The sequence below is a fragment of the Pseudoalteromonas sp. S2893 genome (assembly GCF_005887105.1).
GTDB lineage: Bacteria > Pseudomonadota > Gammaproteobacteria > Enterobacterales > Alteromonadaceae > Pseudoalteromonas > Pseudoalteromonas atlantica.
The window spans coordinates 144,466-161,634 of record NZ_PNCY01000009.1 but is presented as its reverse complement, the minus strand read 5'-3'; the positions used below and the strand labels follow the sequence as shown (position 1 = coordinate 161,634).

General features: G+C 39.0%; 18 protein-coding genes. 8 read left to right on the top strand and 10 right to left on the bottom strand.

The genetic code is table 11. The features are described from left to right. Nucleotides 1–45: 45 nt before the first annotated feature. Together CWC04_RS05560 and CWC04_RS05555 are read right to left on the bottom strand one after the other, a co-directional pair. Complete coding sequence (locus tag CWC04_RS05560; protein ID WP_004586308.1) at nt 46–1,245, bottom strand: cation:proton antiporter; 1,200 nt, start codon at nt 1,243–1,245, stop codon at nt 46–48. Next, on the bottom strand, nt 1,245–2,456 hold the full coding sequence (locus CWC04_RS05555; RefSeq protein WP_054981980.1) for a tyrosine-type recombinase/integrase: 1,212 nt from the start codon (nt 2,454–2,456) through the stop codon (nt 1,245–1,247). The genes CWC04_RS05560 and CWC04_RS05555 overlap by 1 nt, the downstream gene beginning before the upstream one ends. Before the next feature lie 137 nt (nt 2,457–2,593). On the opposite strand from CWC04_RS05555, the gene CWC04_RS05550 reads away from it, so the two are divergent. Beyond that, nucleotides 2,594–3,157, top strand: coding sequence for a lipid-binding SYLF domain-containing protein (locus CWC04_RS05550; protein ID WP_004586310.1), 564 nt, complete (start codon nt 2,594–2,596; stop codon nt 3,155–3,157). 167 nt (nt 3,158–3,324) lie between these two features. After that, on the top strand, nt 3,325–3,723 hold the full coding sequence (locus tag CWC04_RS05545; RefSeq protein ID WP_138684845.1) for a hypothetical protein: 399 nt from the start codon (nt 3,325–3,327) through the stop codon (nt 3,721–3,723). 328 nt (nt 3,724–4,051) lie between these two features. Here the strand turns inward: CWC04_RS05545 and CWC04_RS05540 are convergent, their stop codons facing one another. The 4 genes from CWC04_RS05540 to ocd all read right to left on the bottom strand — a co-directional run bounded on the left by CWC04_RS05540 (nt 4,052) and on the right by ocd (nt 8,737). Continuing rightward, nucleotides 4,052–5,074 (bottom strand): patatin-like phospholipase family protein, encoded by a 1,023-nt coding sequence (locus tag CWC04_RS05540; protein ID WP_138684844.1) that lies wholly within the window; start codon nt 5,072–5,074, stop codon nt 4,052–4,054. 139 nt (nt 5,075–5,213) lie between these two features. Then, nucleotides 5,214–6,620: an alanine/glycine:cation symporter family protein gene (locus CWC04_RS05535; RefSeq protein ID WP_004586317.1), complete on the bottom strand. Its 1,407-nt coding sequence runs from the start codon at nt 6,618–6,620 to the stop codon at nt 5,214–5,216. A gap of 126 nt (nt 6,621–6,746) precedes the next feature. Next, the gene (gene ctlX, locus CWC04_RS05530; protein WP_138684843.1) at nt 6,747–7,658 is read right to left on the bottom strand and encodes a citrulline utilization hydrolase CtlX; all 912 of its coding nucleotides are present in this window, start codon (nt 7,656–7,658) and stop codon (nt 6,747–6,749) included. Next, on the bottom strand, nt 7,655–8,737 hold the full coding sequence (ocd, locus tag CWC04_RS05525; RefSeq protein ID WP_138684842.1) for an ornithine cyclodeaminase: 1,083 nt from the start codon (nt 8,735–8,737) through the stop codon (nt 7,655–7,657). The genes ctlX and ocd overlap by 4 nt, the downstream gene beginning before the upstream one ends. A 167-nt stretch (nt 8,738–8,904) precedes the next feature. Between ocd and CWC04_RS05520 the strand changes: the two genes are divergently transcribed. The 3 genes from CWC04_RS05520 (at nt 8,905) to CWC04_RS05510 (ending at nt 11,136) form a co-directional block, all read left to right on the top strand. Continuing rightward, on the top strand, nt 8,905–9,336 hold the full coding sequence (locus CWC04_RS05520; protein ID WP_004586320.1) for an Lrp/AsnC family transcriptional regulator: 432 nt from the start codon (nt 8,905–8,907) through the stop codon (nt 9,334–9,336). A gap of 75 nt (nt 9,337–9,411) precedes the next feature. After that, nucleotides 9,412–10,122, top strand: a complete 711-nt coding sequence (locus CWC04_RS05515; protein ID WP_138684841.1) for an AraC family transcriptional regulator — start codon at nt 9,412–9,414, stop codon at nt 10,120–10,122. Nucleotides 10,123–10,272: 150 nt separating this feature from the next. Next, the gene (locus CWC04_RS05510) at nt 10,273–11,136 is read left to right on the top strand and encodes a DMT family transporter (protein ID WP_138684840.1); all 864 of its coding nucleotides are present in this window, start codon (nt 10,273–10,275) and stop codon (nt 11,134–11,136) included. Between the two features lie 68 nt (nt 11,137–11,204). On the opposite strand, the gene CWC04_RS05505 is transcribed toward CWC04_RS05510, so the two are convergent. The 3 genes from CWC04_RS05505 to CWC04_RS05495 form a co-directional block, all read right to left on the bottom strand. After that, the gene (locus CWC04_RS05505) at nt 11,205–12,200 is read right to left on the bottom strand and encodes a patatin-like phospholipase family protein (protein ID WP_029772994.1); all 996 of its coding nucleotides are present in this window, start codon (nt 12,198–12,200) and stop codon (nt 11,205–11,207) included. Nucleotides 12,201–12,482: 282 nt separating this feature from the next. After that, nucleotides 12,483–13,472 (bottom strand): LLM class flavin-dependent oxidoreductase, encoded by a 990-nt coding sequence (locus CWC04_RS05500; RefSeq protein WP_138684839.1) that lies wholly within the window; start codon nt 13,470–13,472, stop codon nt 12,483–12,485. 140 nt (nt 13,473–13,612) lie between these two features. Further along, nucleotides 13,613–14,356 carry a siderophore-interacting protein gene (locus CWC04_RS05495; protein WP_138684838.1) on the bottom strand — a complete coding sequence of 248 codons (744 nt, stop codon included), beginning with the start codon at nt 14,354–14,356 and terminating at the stop codon, nt 13,613–13,615. Nucleotides 14,357–14,479: 123 nt separating this feature from the next. Here CWC04_RS05495 and CWC04_RS05490 point away from each other — a divergent pair, with 123 nt between their 5' ends. From CWC04_RS05490 to CWC04_RS05480, 3 genes are all read left to right on the top strand, one after another. Continuing rightward, nucleotides 14,480–14,899 (top strand): MarR family winged helix-turn-helix transcriptional regulator, encoded by a 420-nt coding sequence (locus CWC04_RS05490; protein WP_004586326.1) that lies wholly within the window; start codon nt 14,480–14,482, stop codon nt 14,897–14,899. Nucleotides 14,900–14,980: 81 nt separating this feature from the next. Beyond that, nucleotides 14,981–15,394, top strand: coding sequence for a S24 family peptidase (locus CWC04_RS05485; protein ID WP_004586327.1), 414 nt, complete (start codon nt 14,981–14,983; stop codon nt 15,392–15,394). Beyond that, nucleotides 15,382–16,641: a Y-family DNA polymerase gene (locus CWC04_RS05480; protein WP_138684837.1), complete on the top strand. Its 1,260-nt coding sequence runs from the start codon at nt 15,382–15,384 to the stop codon at nt 16,639–16,641. Before CWC04_RS05485 ends, CWC04_RS05480 begins: the two co-directional genes overlap by 13 nt. Nucleotide 16,642: 1 nt before the next feature. Here CWC04_RS05480 and CWC04_RS05475 read toward each other — a convergent pair whose 3' ends face one another. After that, complete coding sequence (locus tag CWC04_RS05475) at nt 16,643–17,104, bottom strand: hypothetical protein (RefSeq protein WP_138684836.1); 462 nt, start codon at nt 17,102–17,104, stop codon at nt 16,643–16,645. Nucleotides 17,105–17,169 lie beyond the last annotated feature (65 nt).

Genomic DNA, 17,169 nt, shown 5'->3' with positions numbered 1-17,169 from the left:
AACGTGTTGATAACAAAGCAATAAATTCGCTAATTTTTATAAACGCTATTTAGATTTTTTAACGAAGCTATCTGCAATTGGCTTTGTACTTATACCGTGTATAAATACGCTAAATAAAATAGTGGTCATTGCAATAGTGGCAATATCGTATTTATTTTCTATTTGCGTGTCTATTACCATTAAAGTAAAAACAATAGATGCCAAACCACGTGGCCCAAACCATGCAAAAGTAAAACGTTCCTTCCAATTAAGTGCTGTAAATTGCAACGATAACATAACCGGAATTATTCTAATTAATGTAGTGCTTAGTAAGGCATACACAATTATATTAGTATTTAATTTGGGGATTACTAAATACGCACAAACAAATCCAAATAAACACCAAATCATTAACGAAGTAAAATCAGCTATGTGCTCTGAATCCTCTATTAGCTCAGCGCGAATATCAGTTTTAGAAAATTTATCAAATAACAAACCTGCTATAAACACCGCTATAAAACCGCTGCCATGAAAATATTGAGTGATAGAAAACACCGCCATCGCAAAACCTAAAAGTAAAAATGGGCTGGTGCTTTTTGCAAAGTAATGGCGCTGCATTGCAAAATTTAATGCCGGAATAAATATCGCTATAGAAAAACCAGCAATCAATAATGCTAAGCCAAGCTCTCTTGAAAACACACCTAATGTATGTGAAGCAGTAATAGCAGAGTCAGGGTTTTTAGCTAATAAAATAAATATTAAAAATACGGGTACACATAAGCCATCGTTTAATCCACTTTCGGTATTTATACCTTCCCTGATTTTTTCGGGCACTTGTGTACTTTGCAATAACCCTTTACTCAAAGCTGCATCGGTTGGTGTAAGTATAATTGCCAGCAGTGCCGATTGAATTAACGACAACTCTGCAAATAAAAATAAGCTAACACCAATACCGCACAATAAAGTTAAGGGTAGGGCAACAAATAATAATAGGCTAGGGTATTGAAAACTATGCCTCAATACACCTAACTTAGATTTAGCCGCATCAGAAAATAAAAATATACTTAGCGTAAGCTCTATCAGTGGTAATAAATAATCTATTCCTGTTTTTAATTTTTCGCCTTCATTAGGAAGTAAAAACGCTAAAAACATGCCGCCAATCACAAAAAACATAGGGCCTGTTATTTCTGTGCGCTCTAACTGCCTTATTGAAATTGAATAAACTAAAAATAAAAAGCCAATAAATGCTATTACTAAGTATTCCATTAAATTTTCCTTTTAACGCCTGATTTTGCTCGCTCTTTAATATTTGTTTGAATGTAAATTTGATCGGTTGTCGCAATTTTAGAATGGCCTAAATCTTCCGATAAATGTTTTAGCGGTCGAGTTTGCGCATCATGTGTTGCACCCGTGTGACGAAGCCAATGGGCAGTGGCCGCTTCAAGTTGTTCAGCATCGTCTTTAAATCCGTCATCAAGTAACGATTGCTGAGCTAAATCAAAACTTTGTTGCACTAAACGCCTAATTTGCCTAACGGTCATCCCACCTTGGCCACGAATTTTATGTACCAATGGCTCAGATTCATCAACGCGTGGTAGGGCGGGTAACCCTCTGTATAATCGGTAACGTTTTAAATACTCAACAAAATCATCACTTAACGTAACATCTCGTAGCTTATTACCTTTACCCATAATACGTAAAAACCAAAAGCCATCATTATCTTGCCAAAAGTGTGACATAACTGGCGACCACTGCGGGCGCTCTGATAATTCTGATATACGTAAATATAGCCCTTTTAAACACGCGAGCGTAAATAGGTTACGTTCAAGCTCTGGTTTTTTTTCACATAAATCGCGTGTTACGCCAAATACATATTCCCATTGTATGTCACTTAAAGTGTCTGGGATCTGAATTTGAGATTGAACTACCAAATAGGGGCTATTTTTTTTCACTACAGGCACAAAGTTAGCAAACGTTTTTTCTTCTAAAATAGAAAACTTATAAAATACATTTAGCGCAGTAAACATAGCCGCTAATGTTTGCTGGCTCGCAATTGACTCTTTTAATATAAAAGGGCGCCAATTTTGATTTAACCGACGAATGCCTTGTTCATCTTTGTAACGCCATTGCACCGAAGTTGATGCCCATTTTTTATCTGGCTCAGCCATAAAATCAACATACGCTTCAATGTCTTCGCGCTTTAAACTAAATACAGATTTTTCGGCAATTAGCCAAGACCACAAATAAAATCGTTCAAGCTCATTACGAAAACGATTAAATGTTGCCTCAGATTTTCGGCCGTACACATATAAAAATTGGTATAAAAATTTAAGATCGTCCTTTGATTCAGTTACAGTCAAGCCAACTTGCTGTATAAAGGATGCAAGTTCTGGGTATTCTGAGTTTAGAGTACCGTCGTCAAGATGAGCAATTTGGTATCTTAATTGTTTTAACGTATCAACTAAAGCAACAAGCATAATGTATAAATATTCAATAAAATAATAGACTTACAGCTTAACGTTAAAGTCCGATACTGTCTAGTATTGGACATAGTGAAAGTGTATTTATTTAAACATTGTTGTGTATTGGTATGAATCTTATTAAGGAAAGTTTTATGAAAAAATTTATAGTGTTAGCCCTACTGACAATAAGTGTATTACTAACAGGTTGTGCTACTACAGGCAGTGCTTCACCTAGCGAAAAACGCGCTTTAGTACAAAGTATGAAAAACAATACCCTCGACAAATTATACGCACAAAAACCCGATGTTAAAAAACAAATTGCCAATTCTGCCGGTTACGCCGTATTTGATAACGCAAACGTAAATGTCGTTTTAGCTAGTTTTGGTGGCGGGTACGGTGTAGTAAAAAATAACTTAACGGGTAAATCAACCTACATGAATATGGGTGAAGCCGGTTTAGGGCTTGGTTTAGGCGTTAAAGATTTTAACGTTGTTATGGTTTTTCATAACCAAGCGGCAGTAAATAGATTTATTGAACACGGTTGGGCCTTTGGCGGAAACGCAGATGCAGCAGCAAAATACGAAGATAAAGGTGGAGCACTGGTTGCAGAAGCCATTGCCGACCAAGTTACCGTATATTCTTTAACCGAAAATGGCCTTGCACTTCAAGCAGTATTAAAAGGCACTAAATTTTGGGTAGATTCTGAGCTAAATTAACACCTAATTACTCTCCTAAAAGCGGGCTGGTTTGTATAATCACGCTCGCTTTCTTATAAACTGGCTAATTTAACATAACGTAATTTATGAGCCATGATTGATAAGTTGTAAATTCTTTTACAACGTTGTATATTTTTAATACTGTTAATTATTTAAAGGAATAAAAAGTGACTACTTTCAAAATATTGATGTTTTTCATATTTTTCACCCTATCCATAAGTAATGCGTTTGCAAATAGCTCAACATCTTCATATTTAAAAAATGAAATCAATGAAGCCCATAAAGCTTATTTGTTTAATGATACTGCCACCGGTTTATATGCATTAAACTCACTAGCTCGTTTATTAAAGTATATTGGCCCAGATGAACTTTCAATTGAAGGAACAAACTTAAACCTTGCTTTAACTTACTTCCGAATTGGACTATTACATGAAAAAAATGGTGATGAACTACTTAAAGATAAATATTTTTCACAAGCAATAGTTTTAGTTCCAAATTCAGAGGAAATTCTAACTAATGACTTTCGCTCTCTAGTTAATAAACTTGATAAAAATTTTAGTGAATAAAATTTTTTATAGGTAAGAATTAGTCGATACTAAAAATTTTTTCATAGAAATGAAACCGTGAAATTTTATTTCACCAAATCGTTATATAAATAATAAAGCTAGTTATTTAGGTATTAATAATTAGCTTTTTTAATTAAAAATTACACCATATCTTATGACGCTTATCTATATTAGTGGAGCAATACATTAGCAATGAAATTAAGCTCAAACTATTTTTTGAAAATGATTATTTTATAAAATTTTATTTATTAGATTGGATTTATTTCCCTATCGAATCTGCCTTTACTTTCAAACACTCCTAACTTATTGTTATTTCTAAGGCATACATTTATTTAATCATTAATCTCTTATCAAATGCTTCAGCCAACATTTCAGTTTCACTAAAAACGGTATTCCAATATTTTATACGTGTGTCTGCATCAAGATCTGTAAAGTCGTTTCTGTCTGGAATTTTTCCGTAAGGTAAACCGGCTATAAATTCTTTTGATGGGGTGATCATCACCACGTTATCGTAATTTTGTGGTGCCACTTTACGTTTTAAATTTTTATCAAACCACCCTGCTTTTGGCTCGCTATTAAAATGCGGATATAAAATTAAGCCTGGGTTATTAATTTTTAAATCAAAGTGGTAGTCAATTATTCCGCCATCGCGATAAATACCGGGTGGCGAGCCTGCAATATTTTTTATGCCTTGCATAACAAGGGGTATAGACCCTGATGCGAGTAAGGCATCTTTTAAATTTGTTTGGCTAAGTGGTATGTTTTTGGTTTTAAAATTATAACTGTCGGTTATTGATAAATTGCTGTTTGGCGCGCCAAAAATAAATCGCTCGTACTGCGAGCCTAATAATTTTCGGTTAACCCGATTAAGCATATAACTTTTTGATAAACCTAAAAGTTGAATTAATTTATTTTCACTGGCAATAAAGCCATTCGATTTGGCTACGATAAAATGCGCTTTAAAAATAGGATTATTTAAAATTTCGGTTACGCCGTGCTCCCCAAATACATCATCTAATAATGCGCGAGCTTTTAATGTAATTTCAGCAGGTGTTGGTTTATTACTAGAATAGCGCGTTTGCGAATACGATTTTGCTAAACGCTCAATGGCAGCAACGGGGTCGTTTTGTGCAAAGCATGCAGATCGAAATGCGCCAGCAGATGAACCAATTAAGTTCAGTGGTTGGGTTCGGTTTTTAAAAAATTCACCAAAAATATATTTGTCTAAGCCAAATAATGTAAACCATTTAGGCCCGCCACTTGCTCCTAAAAAAGAGGTAAATAACTCGGGTTTAAAGCCCTGCTCGTTAATAATTTTTGCTGCTGTTTTACCTGCGAGAATGTCGATCATTAAATCAGTTTACCTTGTTATTCTTATATTTTAGTGCTGTTCACACAACCCAAAATTGAATAATTATGCAAAATTAAAAAGCGGTTTTATGTTGCCATAAAACCGCTTTTTATCGTTAAAATTGCTTAAAATACGGGAATCAATCCCAAATGCCGCTTTCGCATTTGCCCTGTACTTTTACGTCTTTTACTTTAAATTCGGGCTCTATGCCTTTTTCTCTTTGTGTGTTGTAGTCGCGATTAACAGACAAAATAGTTGGCGTGAGCAATATAATAGCGATTACGTTAACCACTGTCATTAACCCTAATGCTATATCGGCTAAATCCCAGACTTCTTTTAGAGATGCCGATGCGCCCCACAGCATCATTGATAAATAAAGTAATGTATAAATTGTGCGCCCTACTTTGTTATCGAGCTTAAATAAATGCAGGTTACTTTCGGCATAAGCATAGTTGGCCACTACCGAGGTAAAAGCAAATAAGGTTATGGCTGCCGCAACAAAGTACACACCGCCTTGTGCTAAATGTGCGGTCATGGCGCTTTGGGTTAAACGTATGCCTTCCATTTCGCCGCTTATATCTACATCGGCTAATAAAATAACTACCGCGGTACAGCTACAAAGCACAATTGTATCGAAAAACACGCCAAGCATTTGTATATACCCTTGTGTAACGGGGTGATTAGGCATTGGGCTTGCGCTTGCTGCAGCATGCGGCACACTACCTGCGCCGGCTTCGTTAGAATATAATCCGCGTTGTATACCGTTTTTAATGGCAGCGCCCATTGCTCCTGCGCCTGCTTCTTGTAAACCAAACGCTGATAAAAACACATCTTTAAGCATGGCAGGCACTTGCGGTAAATTCATAATCGTAATAATAACCGCCGCGGCTACAAATAATATGCCCATTAATGGCACTACTCGCTCAGCAAAGCGGGCAATGGCTTTAAAGCCGCCTAATATAATTGAGCCTGCTAATACGGTAATAACTAATCCAGAATAAAAGGTAGGTACTTGAAAAGCATAGTTAAGGGCGTCGGTTATGGTATTGGTTTGCATGGCACTAAAGGTAAAGCCATAACCTAAAAATAAACACGCGGCAAACACAATAGCAAAGGCACGGCTGCCCAAACCTTGTTGAATATAATAGGCGGGGCCGCCTCTAAATTCGCCACTACTATCGCGTACTTTATACACTTGCCCTAATACACTTTCGGCAAAGCCGGTTGCCATGCCGAGTATGGCTATAACCCACATCCAAAATATGGCGCCGCTTCCGCCTAGCGAAATTGCAACAGCGACCCCGGCTAAATTACCTGTACCTACACGTGCACACAGGCCAGTACACAATGCTTGAAATGATGAAATGTCGTCTTTTTTACACTTGCTACTGCCTTTTAACAGGCTAAACATGTGTTTAAATTTTACTATTTGAATTGCTTTTAAACGTACCGAAAACCAAATACCTGCAAACAGTAGTATGTAGATTAGTATTTGGCCTTCTCCCCATAATAGGCCATTTACACTTTTTACTACGGTATCGAACATGGGCTAATCCTTTTGTATTTATTATGTTTTTACTCAGCGCGTAGTTGAGTAATTGGCATTTAATAATGCATGTTAGCCATAGATTAAGGCAGCTAAGCTGCCTTAGTATGTTGACTTAGTGGTAGGTTATTTACTTTGCAGGTGTATGCCAGCAATCATGCATCTAACCGAACCTCCCGCCGACTCTATGGTTGGTATAGGTAACGGAACAAGTTTAGCTGTTTTTTGTATTGCTGCTTTTTGCTCGGTTGTAAGTGCATTAAACGCCGTTTGTGAGAGTGCTAAAATACGACCATTTGTACCTTGTAACTCTATTGCGTTGCCGCAAAAGCTACTTATTTGCTCATTAGATAAGTTTATTACTTCTAAATGGCTTTGTATAAAATGGCTAGTTAATTGTTTGTGCTGACTATTTGGCACCATATTTAAGCTGATCATGGCAAACTCTGTAGCTACACACATTAATACATTAGTATGATAAACCGCAGTACCTTGCTCATCGTAGGCGTTAAATACAACAGGTTTTAGCTTTAATTGCTCGCACACTGTATTAACCACGGTTTTAGTAGTGCGCTTAGATTCTACTGCATAAGCAAGCTTATGGGGGTGGTCAATAACAAGCGATCCTGTGCCTTCTAAAAATGCATTTTCTTTCGCTAAAAATGAATAATCAGTCACAGACAACACTTTATAGTGATTAGTCAAAAAACCAATAATATCTTTTCGATATTCTAACCTTCTGTTTTCTGCGTACATTGGGTACATAACTAGCTCGCCACTTTGATGGGTAGAAAACCAATTATTTGGAAACACAGAATCGGGCGTGTGTGTATGCTCGTCTTCGAAAAGATGAACCGTTACGCCCTCGTTTTGTAATAATTTAACCGCATTAGTGACTTCGTCAAAGGCAAGCTGACTCTGATTTTGTGAGTTACAGGTACTTTGAAACGTGTTGTCTAGCATGGTTTGTGGGTTAGATGTAAAGTGATGCGGGCGCACCATCACCACCGCTGTTGGTGCTTGCTTTATGTGGCTCATGCGACTTGCTCTTGCTTAGGTGTTTTTGATGGTTGTGTACTATTAAGTACCGAAAATAAATTACGCGGATCAGCTTGTTGTGTAATTAAATCAAGTAGTTCAAACTCACCCGCAGCCACCAGCGCGTCTTTAATATACACCAGCGCCGTAAAGTCTTCGCTTGCAAAGCCTACCCCATCAAAAATAGTAAGCTCGTTGTTACTTGTACGCCCAGGTGTTTGTTTATTAATTACTTTATGAAACTCTGTTACGGCAAAGGTTTCGCTCATTTGCTGTATTTCGCCCTCTATTCTGGTTTGCGGTTCGTACTCTACAAACACATTTGCGCGCGTTAATAATTGTGAATCAAGCTCTGTTTTACCAGGGCAATCGCCACCAATGGCATTTAAATGCACGCCCTGGGGGATCATATCGCTGGTTAAAATAGTGGCATTTTTTTTATCGGCTGTGCAGGTTGTAATAATGTGCGCGCCTTGTACGGCCTCTTCTGCGCTATTGCATAGAGTTACATTTAAACCGTAACCACTTAAGTTGTTGTAGGCTTTTTGTGAGGCATTTTTATCAATATCGTATAAACGAATGTGAGTAATGCCTAATACGGCTTTAAAAGCTAATGCCTGAAACTCAGACTGTGCACCATTACCAATTAATGTAAGTGTTGTTGAGTGCTTAGGCGCTAAATACTTTGCCACAAGCGCCGATGTGGCCGCTGTGCGTAAGGCTGTTAGTAAGCACATTTCGCTGATCATAACCGGATAGCCGCTATCAACATCCGACAAAATACCAAACGCGGCCACGGTTTGAAGTTCCTTAAAGGTGTTTTTTGGATGACCATTTACATATTTACAGCTAAACATTTTATCGTCGCTCACTGGCATAAGCTCTATTACGCCATCAGGAGAGTGCGCTGCATAACGTGGCGATTTATCAAACTCATCCCAGCGAGCAAAGTCCTGTTCTAATCTTTGGGTAAGCTCAAGCAACACGTTTTCTATTCCGACTTTATTTATAAGTTTGGCCATTGCCTGTACGCTAACGAATGGAACACCTTGTTTAGGTTGTGCGATAAAATGACTCATAAATACCTCTTTAATGACTAAATAAATTAATTGTAATAAGTTTATAGGCCAGAGGTGTTACTTAAAATGCCAAAAGTTTATACAAATAATAGTATTTTTTAGCAAATTGCTATGCAATAAAGTACAAATTTAGTAATTTGTAATAAACACATAACCCAAGGCGTTTTATGACCCCTTACATTTACGACTCATTAGATAACGCATTAATAGCCGAATTACGAAAAGATGGCCGCGCTTCTATTTCAGCCCTAGCCGATGTTTTAAAGGTGTCGCGCGGGACAGTGCAAAATCGCTTAGACCGTTTAGTCTCATCGGGCGCTATATTAGGCTTTACGGTGCGTGTACACGAACACATAGAAACCGAAGCTGTAAGAGCAATAATGATGGTGGAAGTGGTGGGTAAATCTACATCGCAGGTAATTAAAACCATGCGCGGCATACCAGAGCTAACAAAGTTACATACAACCAATGGCGCTTGGGATCTAGTGGCTGAAATACAGGCGGCAAATTTAGGTGAGTTTGATGGCGTACTCAGGCAAGTACGCGAAATAGAAGGCATTTTAAATAGCGAAACCAGCATATTATTGTCATCTACTTAGGTTTAATTAACGCCATGTTTTACTTAAAGTATGTTAGGCAATACTCGGTTTCTGTATTAGGTATTGGAGTAGGTAATGAATAAGCTTTCTATTCGGTATTATTCGCAAGATATAAAGCGCCACCAGCATAATTACCATCAACTCGTTTTACCCCTACACGGGGAAATTTTTATAACGTTAAATAATGACTTTAAAACAACGGTGAGTACGGGCCGTTGTATCGTTATAGAGAAAAACGTAATACATGCCTTTACGGCCGATGAAGCAGCGCGTTTTATTGTGGCAGATTTAGACGTACTCCCTGAAAACCTTATTAACCTTTTATGCCCTAAAATCTCAATAGATAGCCGTTTATTAAGTTACTTACAGTTTATAGAGCAGCAACTGCTCGTTGTTAGCGATGAAAAGCTTACAAGTTCAACTTTTGATTTATTTTACTTATTACTTTGTGAGCAAAGCAGCCACAGTAATATTGATAAGCGAATAGATAATGTAATAACCACTGTTAAGCAAAATTTAGCCTACCCCTACACGTTAAAAGAGCTGGCCGATATAGCCTGTTTAAGTGTTACACAATTTAAAACTGTGTTTAAAAAAAGTACCACTATGAGTGCGCTGCAATATTTAACTATGTTGCGAATGCAGCACGCTCGCGCCCTTTTAACCCATTCAGACTTACCGATTGCTTTAGTAGGCGAGCGCATTGGTTATAACGATGCCTCTGCGTTTAGCCGCCGGTTTAATTTATATTTTGGACAGCCACCTAAGGCGTTTGCAAAGCAGTAATATAGATAACCTAAACACGAGATAATAAAGCAAGCTCAGGCAGAGCGTAGGTTAAATAGCGTCAGAGCAGACAATAACACCGTCTTTTTAGCACATTTTTAAAAACCTATATTGATAGACTCAGTACATAGTATTTACGGAGGGTAATTAATGGCAACACACATAGGGTTTTTAGCAATATTTTCGTGGGGGCTTTTAGCTTTACTGGGTAATTTAACCAAAGCGCTCCCGGCTTTTCAGTTACTTTTTATGTGCTTTGCACTTTCTTTTATTATTTTATTAGTAAAACGTTTTGCTACAAAACAGCCATTATTAACCCCTCCTAAGCTTTCAAAAAAACAAATTGTAATAGGTGTTACCGGCTTATTTGGTTTTCACTTTTGTTATTTTATGGCTTTAAAATACGGCCCTTTAATAGAGGTAAGCTTAATTGTGTACCTTTGGCCATTATTACTGGGTGTATTTGTGGCTACCCCTGGGTCTAAATTTAAAGCAATCTTGGGCGGATTACTGGGGTTTTTAGGCACGCTTAGTTTAATTACCGATGGCAGTGGGCTATCTATCAATAGAGAGTATTACTTAGGGTATTTTTTTGCAGGTTGCTGTGCAGTACTGTGGTCTAGTTATTCTTATTTAATGTCGCAATTTAATAGCCATGTAGATGACATAGGCTGGCTTTCACTTATTGTAGCTGTGCTTGCCCTTTGTGCACATTTTTATTTTGAAACAACCGTTACTAGTTTGTCTGTTTCACAATGGCTAGGCGCTATTTTATTAGGGTTAGGCCCAGTGGGAGGTGCATTTTATTTATGGGATCATGGTTTAAAATTTGGTAACCGATCGCTATTAGCCTCGTTAAGTTTTTTAACGCCGGTGCTTTCTACTTTTATTTTAATACTCGCCTCGCAGGCTCCCTTTAGTTGGTCAGTGTTTATTGCTTTAGCGCTTATTTTAATAGGCGCGGCAATTAGCAATAAAAAGCCATCGATAAGTTTAAAAAAAGCAGAGCTTTAATTTTGCCACGGCGCTTTACCAAAAGCTTAAACTTAAGTAGTAATTTAAGTTTAAGCGTTAATACACAGCTACATAGCGTAGCTGTGTGCGTAATCTACTATACGTGCGTTTTGGCTTTTTAAATAAGCGCGGCCTGCTTTTACACCTAGCTTATGATCAAAGCGTAAATCATCATTCGAGCTACCTAATAATTTACTGTGTAGCTTTTCGTCTGCAAAAATTTGTATAATTTCTACATCACTAGGCGGGTTTGCAATAAACGTTAGCTCGTCTAGGTATGCTTGCTCGTGTTGAATCAAGTAATCAAGTGTTTTTGGGCAGTAGCCTGATGCACATGCAAATGTTCTAAGCTTTTGAACCCATGCAGTTTGCGCCTGAAAATGCTCATCAACGGTTCTTATTACCACGATTTTTCGTGCGCCACGGTTATAAGCTTCGCGTACAGGCAGTGGCGCAGCTAAGCCGCCATCTAAATAAAAATCTTCACTTGATTGCTCTGCAGCTAAATGCGCTTCGTTTGCTGCTTTTGTACCTAACCAAGGAGTAAGTTTAACGCCTTGTTTATACAAAAAAGGTAACGCGCTCGATGCTTTTAACAAATCGCGCCATTGCTTACCTTCTCCTGTAGGTGAAAGGTAATAGGCTTTTCTGTCGCGTGCATTGGTTGCTGTTATAAGCAGCTCACGCTCGCCTAAGCTGGTTTTTGCTGTTTTGAAATCAAGGGCTCTGTTTACTTCGGTGGTTTTTTCAAAGTACCAGTCTAAATCAACAATGTGCTTGCCCATTAAACCACGCCCTAATTGAAAAAAGCGTTTGTTACGCGAAAGCCCTCTAATTAAGCGTTTAGCATAACCTTTTTGGCGTGCTAAATAGCTTGTTAAATTTTGCGAGCCGGCAGAGGTGCCAATAAATAAATCAAATGGGTCGTAGTTTTGCTCTAACCATGCATCTAATACACCGGCTGTGAATATCCCTCGTTGTCCGCCACCTTCAGCTATCAGAGCAACTTTTGGCTGCGCTGTATGAGTAACTGAATTAGCCGATGCGGTTGTTAGAGCGTTCACGGTGTACCTTCCTTTAATTTAATGATGTTTGGTTAATAACTACATTATAAAAAATAAAAGTGATGTCTTAAAATTGATTGTTTAAATCAGTTTGATTGAAAAAACAGAACGATAAATAATGCATAATGGGCCTTATCCTTGGCAACCTAAATATGTTTAATTATCGAAAGTGTTTGTTCAGACATCACCTAAAGTTAATAAGTTTGTATTCACTTTTAATGATGTCTACATAGTAGCAAGGCTTGTGTGTACGTTTGCTTAACTAAACACTTCCTTTTTTAATTAATGCTTTATTTCCATTAAAATTTCTAGGGCTCGGTGGCGTTTTTCGCTGTCGTAAACATCGTTGGTAAATATAAACTCATCCACTTCTAGCTCTTTCGCTATCATTTGTAATTTATGTTTTATACTCACATGCCCGCCAACAACGCTTAAGCTTAAAAAGTTTTCTACGTGGGCGCGCTCTTGCTCACTCCATAAACCTTCCATACTCTCTACCGGTGGCTTTAGCCACAGCTCTTTGCCGCGTATTAATTCAAGCACGCGTTGCTTTGAGGTGGTACAGAGGTACTGCGCTTCTTCATCGGTTTCTGCTGCTACCAGGGGTAAGGCAAGCATTACATAGGGTTTATCGAGTACATTTGAGGCTTTAAATTCTCGCTTATATAGTGCAATGGCATCGTGTACAAAACGCGGTGCAAAGTGCCCTGCAAATACATAAGGCAACCCTTTTTGCGCGGCCAATTGGGCGCTAAACAAACTTGAGCCTAATAACCAAAGCGGTACGTTTGTGTCCTCCCCCGGGATAGCACGTATAGGGTGTGTGCCATTGTATGGGCCTAATAATGTTTGCAGCTCTGTTACCTCCCCCGCGAAGTTTTCTGCGCGGCTCATATCATTATTTAGCGCACGGCTGGTTACTGGATCACTACCAGGGGCGCGGCCAAGGCCTAAATCTATTCGTCCAGGGTATAAACTCTCTAACGTACCAAATTGCTCAGCCACAACTAAGGGAGAATGATTCGGCAGCATTATTCCGCCAGAGCCAACCCGTATACGCTGAGTTTTACCTGCAATGTGACCTACTAATATTGAGGTGGCAGCACAAATTATACCGGGCATATTGTGATGCTCGGCCAACCAAAAGCGATTAAACCCTAATTGGTCGGCACGCTGGGCGTATTTAGTGGTTTTATTGAGCGTATGAGAAACGCTGTCCCCTTTGATCATGGGGGCAAGCTCTAATAACGAAAAGGGAATGGAAGATAACAAAATAGCAGCTCCTTAAAATGCATGCTAATAATGGGCTTCATCATCAGCATAAAACACTTAAATGGGTCTGCTATTTATTCAATTCAAGTTAGGTAACGGATAAAAGCAAAATAGCGTTAGGCTGTTTTGCTCTAAGGTATTCATGCAAGCTCAGGGCTTTGCTGGCGCTCTTTTTTATAACCCTCTGAGTCTACGCCTTTTTTCCAATAACCAGAGGAAACTATATTACTGCGCGGTATATTACAATCCTGGGTAAGTAAGGTTTTTGCTTTACGTACTAACCCCGCCTCTAATGCCATAAATACAATAGGTGGCTCGTTCGTGTGTGGCAAATTGTTAAGCGCGCTGAGCATATCCGTATCTGGGGTATCTGTAATTAACCAATTAACATCGCGCTGCGTGTTTAAATCAATAATGTCTTGCTCAGTAGGGGCATGCACAAACGCGTCAATTTTTGCGCTGGCGGGTAACTGCTGCATGTACCCTTTTATTGCATTAACTGAGGTTAAATCGCCTAGTAATACATAATGCGGATGCTGGTAATTATCAAGCTTTTTAGGGCCTGGGCCCGCTATGCCAACCTCGTCACCTATTTTTGCAGTTATAGCCCATTGCGTAGCCGGACCTTGGTGCATGTTTATTACAAAGTCGAGCGTTAACGCGCCCGTTGCATCATCAACGTCCCTTATTGTGTAAGAGCGCATACACGCGGTTTTTAAATTAAAATCAACTTTGCCATTTTGGGGAATAAGCACTTTTACATAGCTGCCAATATGCGCTTGTGTTAAATCCGAAAACTCATCTGAGCCTACAACAATGCGCTGTAAATGCGGTGTTATTTGTTCAGTACTTAGTACCGTAGCTTTGCGAACTTGTTTACCCATTTAAAATCACCTCGTTTAACAAAATAGTTAACTGCTTTTTAAAGCAAGCATTGCACAACGCCCTATTGGTTGATAAAATCAACTATAACAAACTAATTGATATTGTCAACCATTAGAGAGCTTATGAACACGCTTTTATCAAATACCCTATTTGAGCTGATGCAAAATTACCGCGTAACAATTCGCGAGGCTATTAACGCAGGCGACCTTGGTATTAATGCTATGCACGTGCGTTGTATACACATTATTGCCAGTACATCTAACTGTACCGCTAACGACATTGTGACTAAAACACAGCGCGACAAAGCCCAAATTGCCCGCTTAATTAAAGATCTTATTGCGTTAAACCTTATTAATAAGCAAGCAAGTGAGCACGACAAACGTTGCTTTATTTTGTCGCTCACCGAGCAAGGCAATACATTGTTTGATAAGTTATTAGCCTCTGAGCAGCAAATAAATGATCAAATGTGTAAAAACTTAAACCCGCAGCAAATCAAAGACTTTTTAGATACCGCGCAACAAATGATCAAAAACATGGCGTGATCTGTCTTTCATTTCTTGGCATAACTTACACAAAACGCATATACTGTACACTTATACAGTATATGCGTTTTAGGTTGTGTTATGTTTGTTATTCCCGTTTATATAGAAGCCGGTGTGTGTGGGTTTGAATCGCCCGCGGCGCAATACGCCGAGCTCGGTGTTTCTCTTGATGAGCTATTAATAAAGCACCCCGACGCCACCTTTATTGGTATTGCCTCGGGTAATTCCATGCAAGAGGTGGGGATTTTTGAAGGCGACTTACTTCTTGTAGACCGTGCTGAGCAAGCCGATAACGGCGATGTTATTGTTGCTAACTTAAATGGCTTATTTGTGTGTAAGCTATTAGATAAAACCAATGCGCGGTTACTCTCTGCATCGCCTTTACATAAGCCGGTACAACTAACCTCAGCTGATGAGTTTCAGTTAGAGGGAGTGGTTACACTATCAATTAGAATGCACCGCCCAAGCCCTGAGCTATTAAAATGTACGCCTTAGTCGATGCCGTTGCATTTTATGCCAGTGCCGAAAAAGTGTTCGACCCCGCTATTCGCTCTAAACCTGTGGTGGTTTTAACTAATAACGATGGCTGCGTATGTGCGGTATGCCCGATAGCTCGGCGCTTAAACATTCCTAAATTTGGCCCTTATTTTAAAGTTAAGCACCTGCTTGAGCAACACAAGGTGGTTGTACGTTCGAGTAACTATGAGTTGTACGCCGATTTAAGCGCCAAAATGATGAACGTAATTGGCCGCTTTTGCGACACACAATACATATACAGTATTGATGAGTCGTTTTTGCACTTTACTGGCTACACACCCCTTATACAAAACTGGCACGAGTACGGGCATACAATAAGGCGTACCGTTTGGCGCGAAACTAAACTCCCTGTGGGTGTTGGTTTTGGCCCAACACCTACTTTGGCAAAAGCCGCTAACCATGCAGCTAAAAAGCTAAGCGGGTTTGATGGGGTGGCCGTTATAAATAACGAGCAAAGCCGCCAAGCAATTTTACAAAGAATGAGCTGCGCCGATGTATGGGGCATAGGTAAGCGCCTAGCTAAAAAGCTTAATATAATGAACATACATACCGCGTGGGATCTGGCACAGCAAAACCCTAAAACCATGCGCCGCGCGTTTAGTGTGGTAGTAGAGCGTACCGTAAGTGAGCTAAATGGTATAGCGTGCTTAACATGGGACGATGTACGCCAAGATAAGCGAGAAATATATTCTACTCGCAGCTTTGGTGAGCGGATCAGTGAGCCTACTGCACTTAAAACCGCCCTTATTAACCACGTAACCACGGTTGCCAGTAAACTACGAGGGCAGCGCTCATTAGCAAAACAGCTTTATATATTTGCCGCCACTGGCAAACACGAAGACCGCTATTGTAAAAAGTCGTTTATATATAAATTTGCCACCCCCACTAACGATACCTGCGTAATGGCCAATGCTGTATCAGAAGTATTTACTCATATTTATCAGCCAGGTGTACGGTTTTATAAATGTGGTGTAGGCGCTTTAGAGCTTACCTCGGTGCAGTATCAGCAAACTGATTTATTTAGCCAAAGTGCCGATAACCCTAAATTAATGCAGTGTCTTGATACAATAAACAACCGCTACGGAAAAGGCATACTCACCCTAGCCAGCAGCAAACTAAATCAAGGCTGGCATATGAACAGAGATTACTTATCGCCCCAATACACAACGCGCTGGCACGATATACCGCAAATTCATTGCAAGTAAATTATTGTCTTGTAAATGTGCACTCTACTGCGGGGGTATTCTGCGTATATTTGAGCGTTGTAACACTGGTAAACTTAATGCTTTGTCTGATGGTTTTTTCGTTATTGGGGTCAATACAGCGGCTCATTTTTAAGCTGTTATCAACACCATCACTTTTGTATTTATACGAGCTAGTTACAAAACAAAAGTTTGGCTTTTTAGTTGTACGGGTGCCGTTGTGTAAACTTTCAAACGCAATATGCTCGCCTAATTTAAAACCCGCGTCTGGGTAAACTGGGTTAATTAAACTCAACTGACTATCCACACACAGTGGGGAGTTAGCAGTTACCACCTGGTAATCGCCAAGCATTGTTTTTAATAACGGTATAAAACGGCTTTTATTACTCGGCGTAACAGTTTTAGCAAAAAGTACATTACTTAGAAATAAACAGCTCATACATAATAAAATTTTACGATAACTCATTAAAATTCCAACTCATTACTAATAAAAATAGCATAACACACTCAACTCTATACTTACTTAAAATA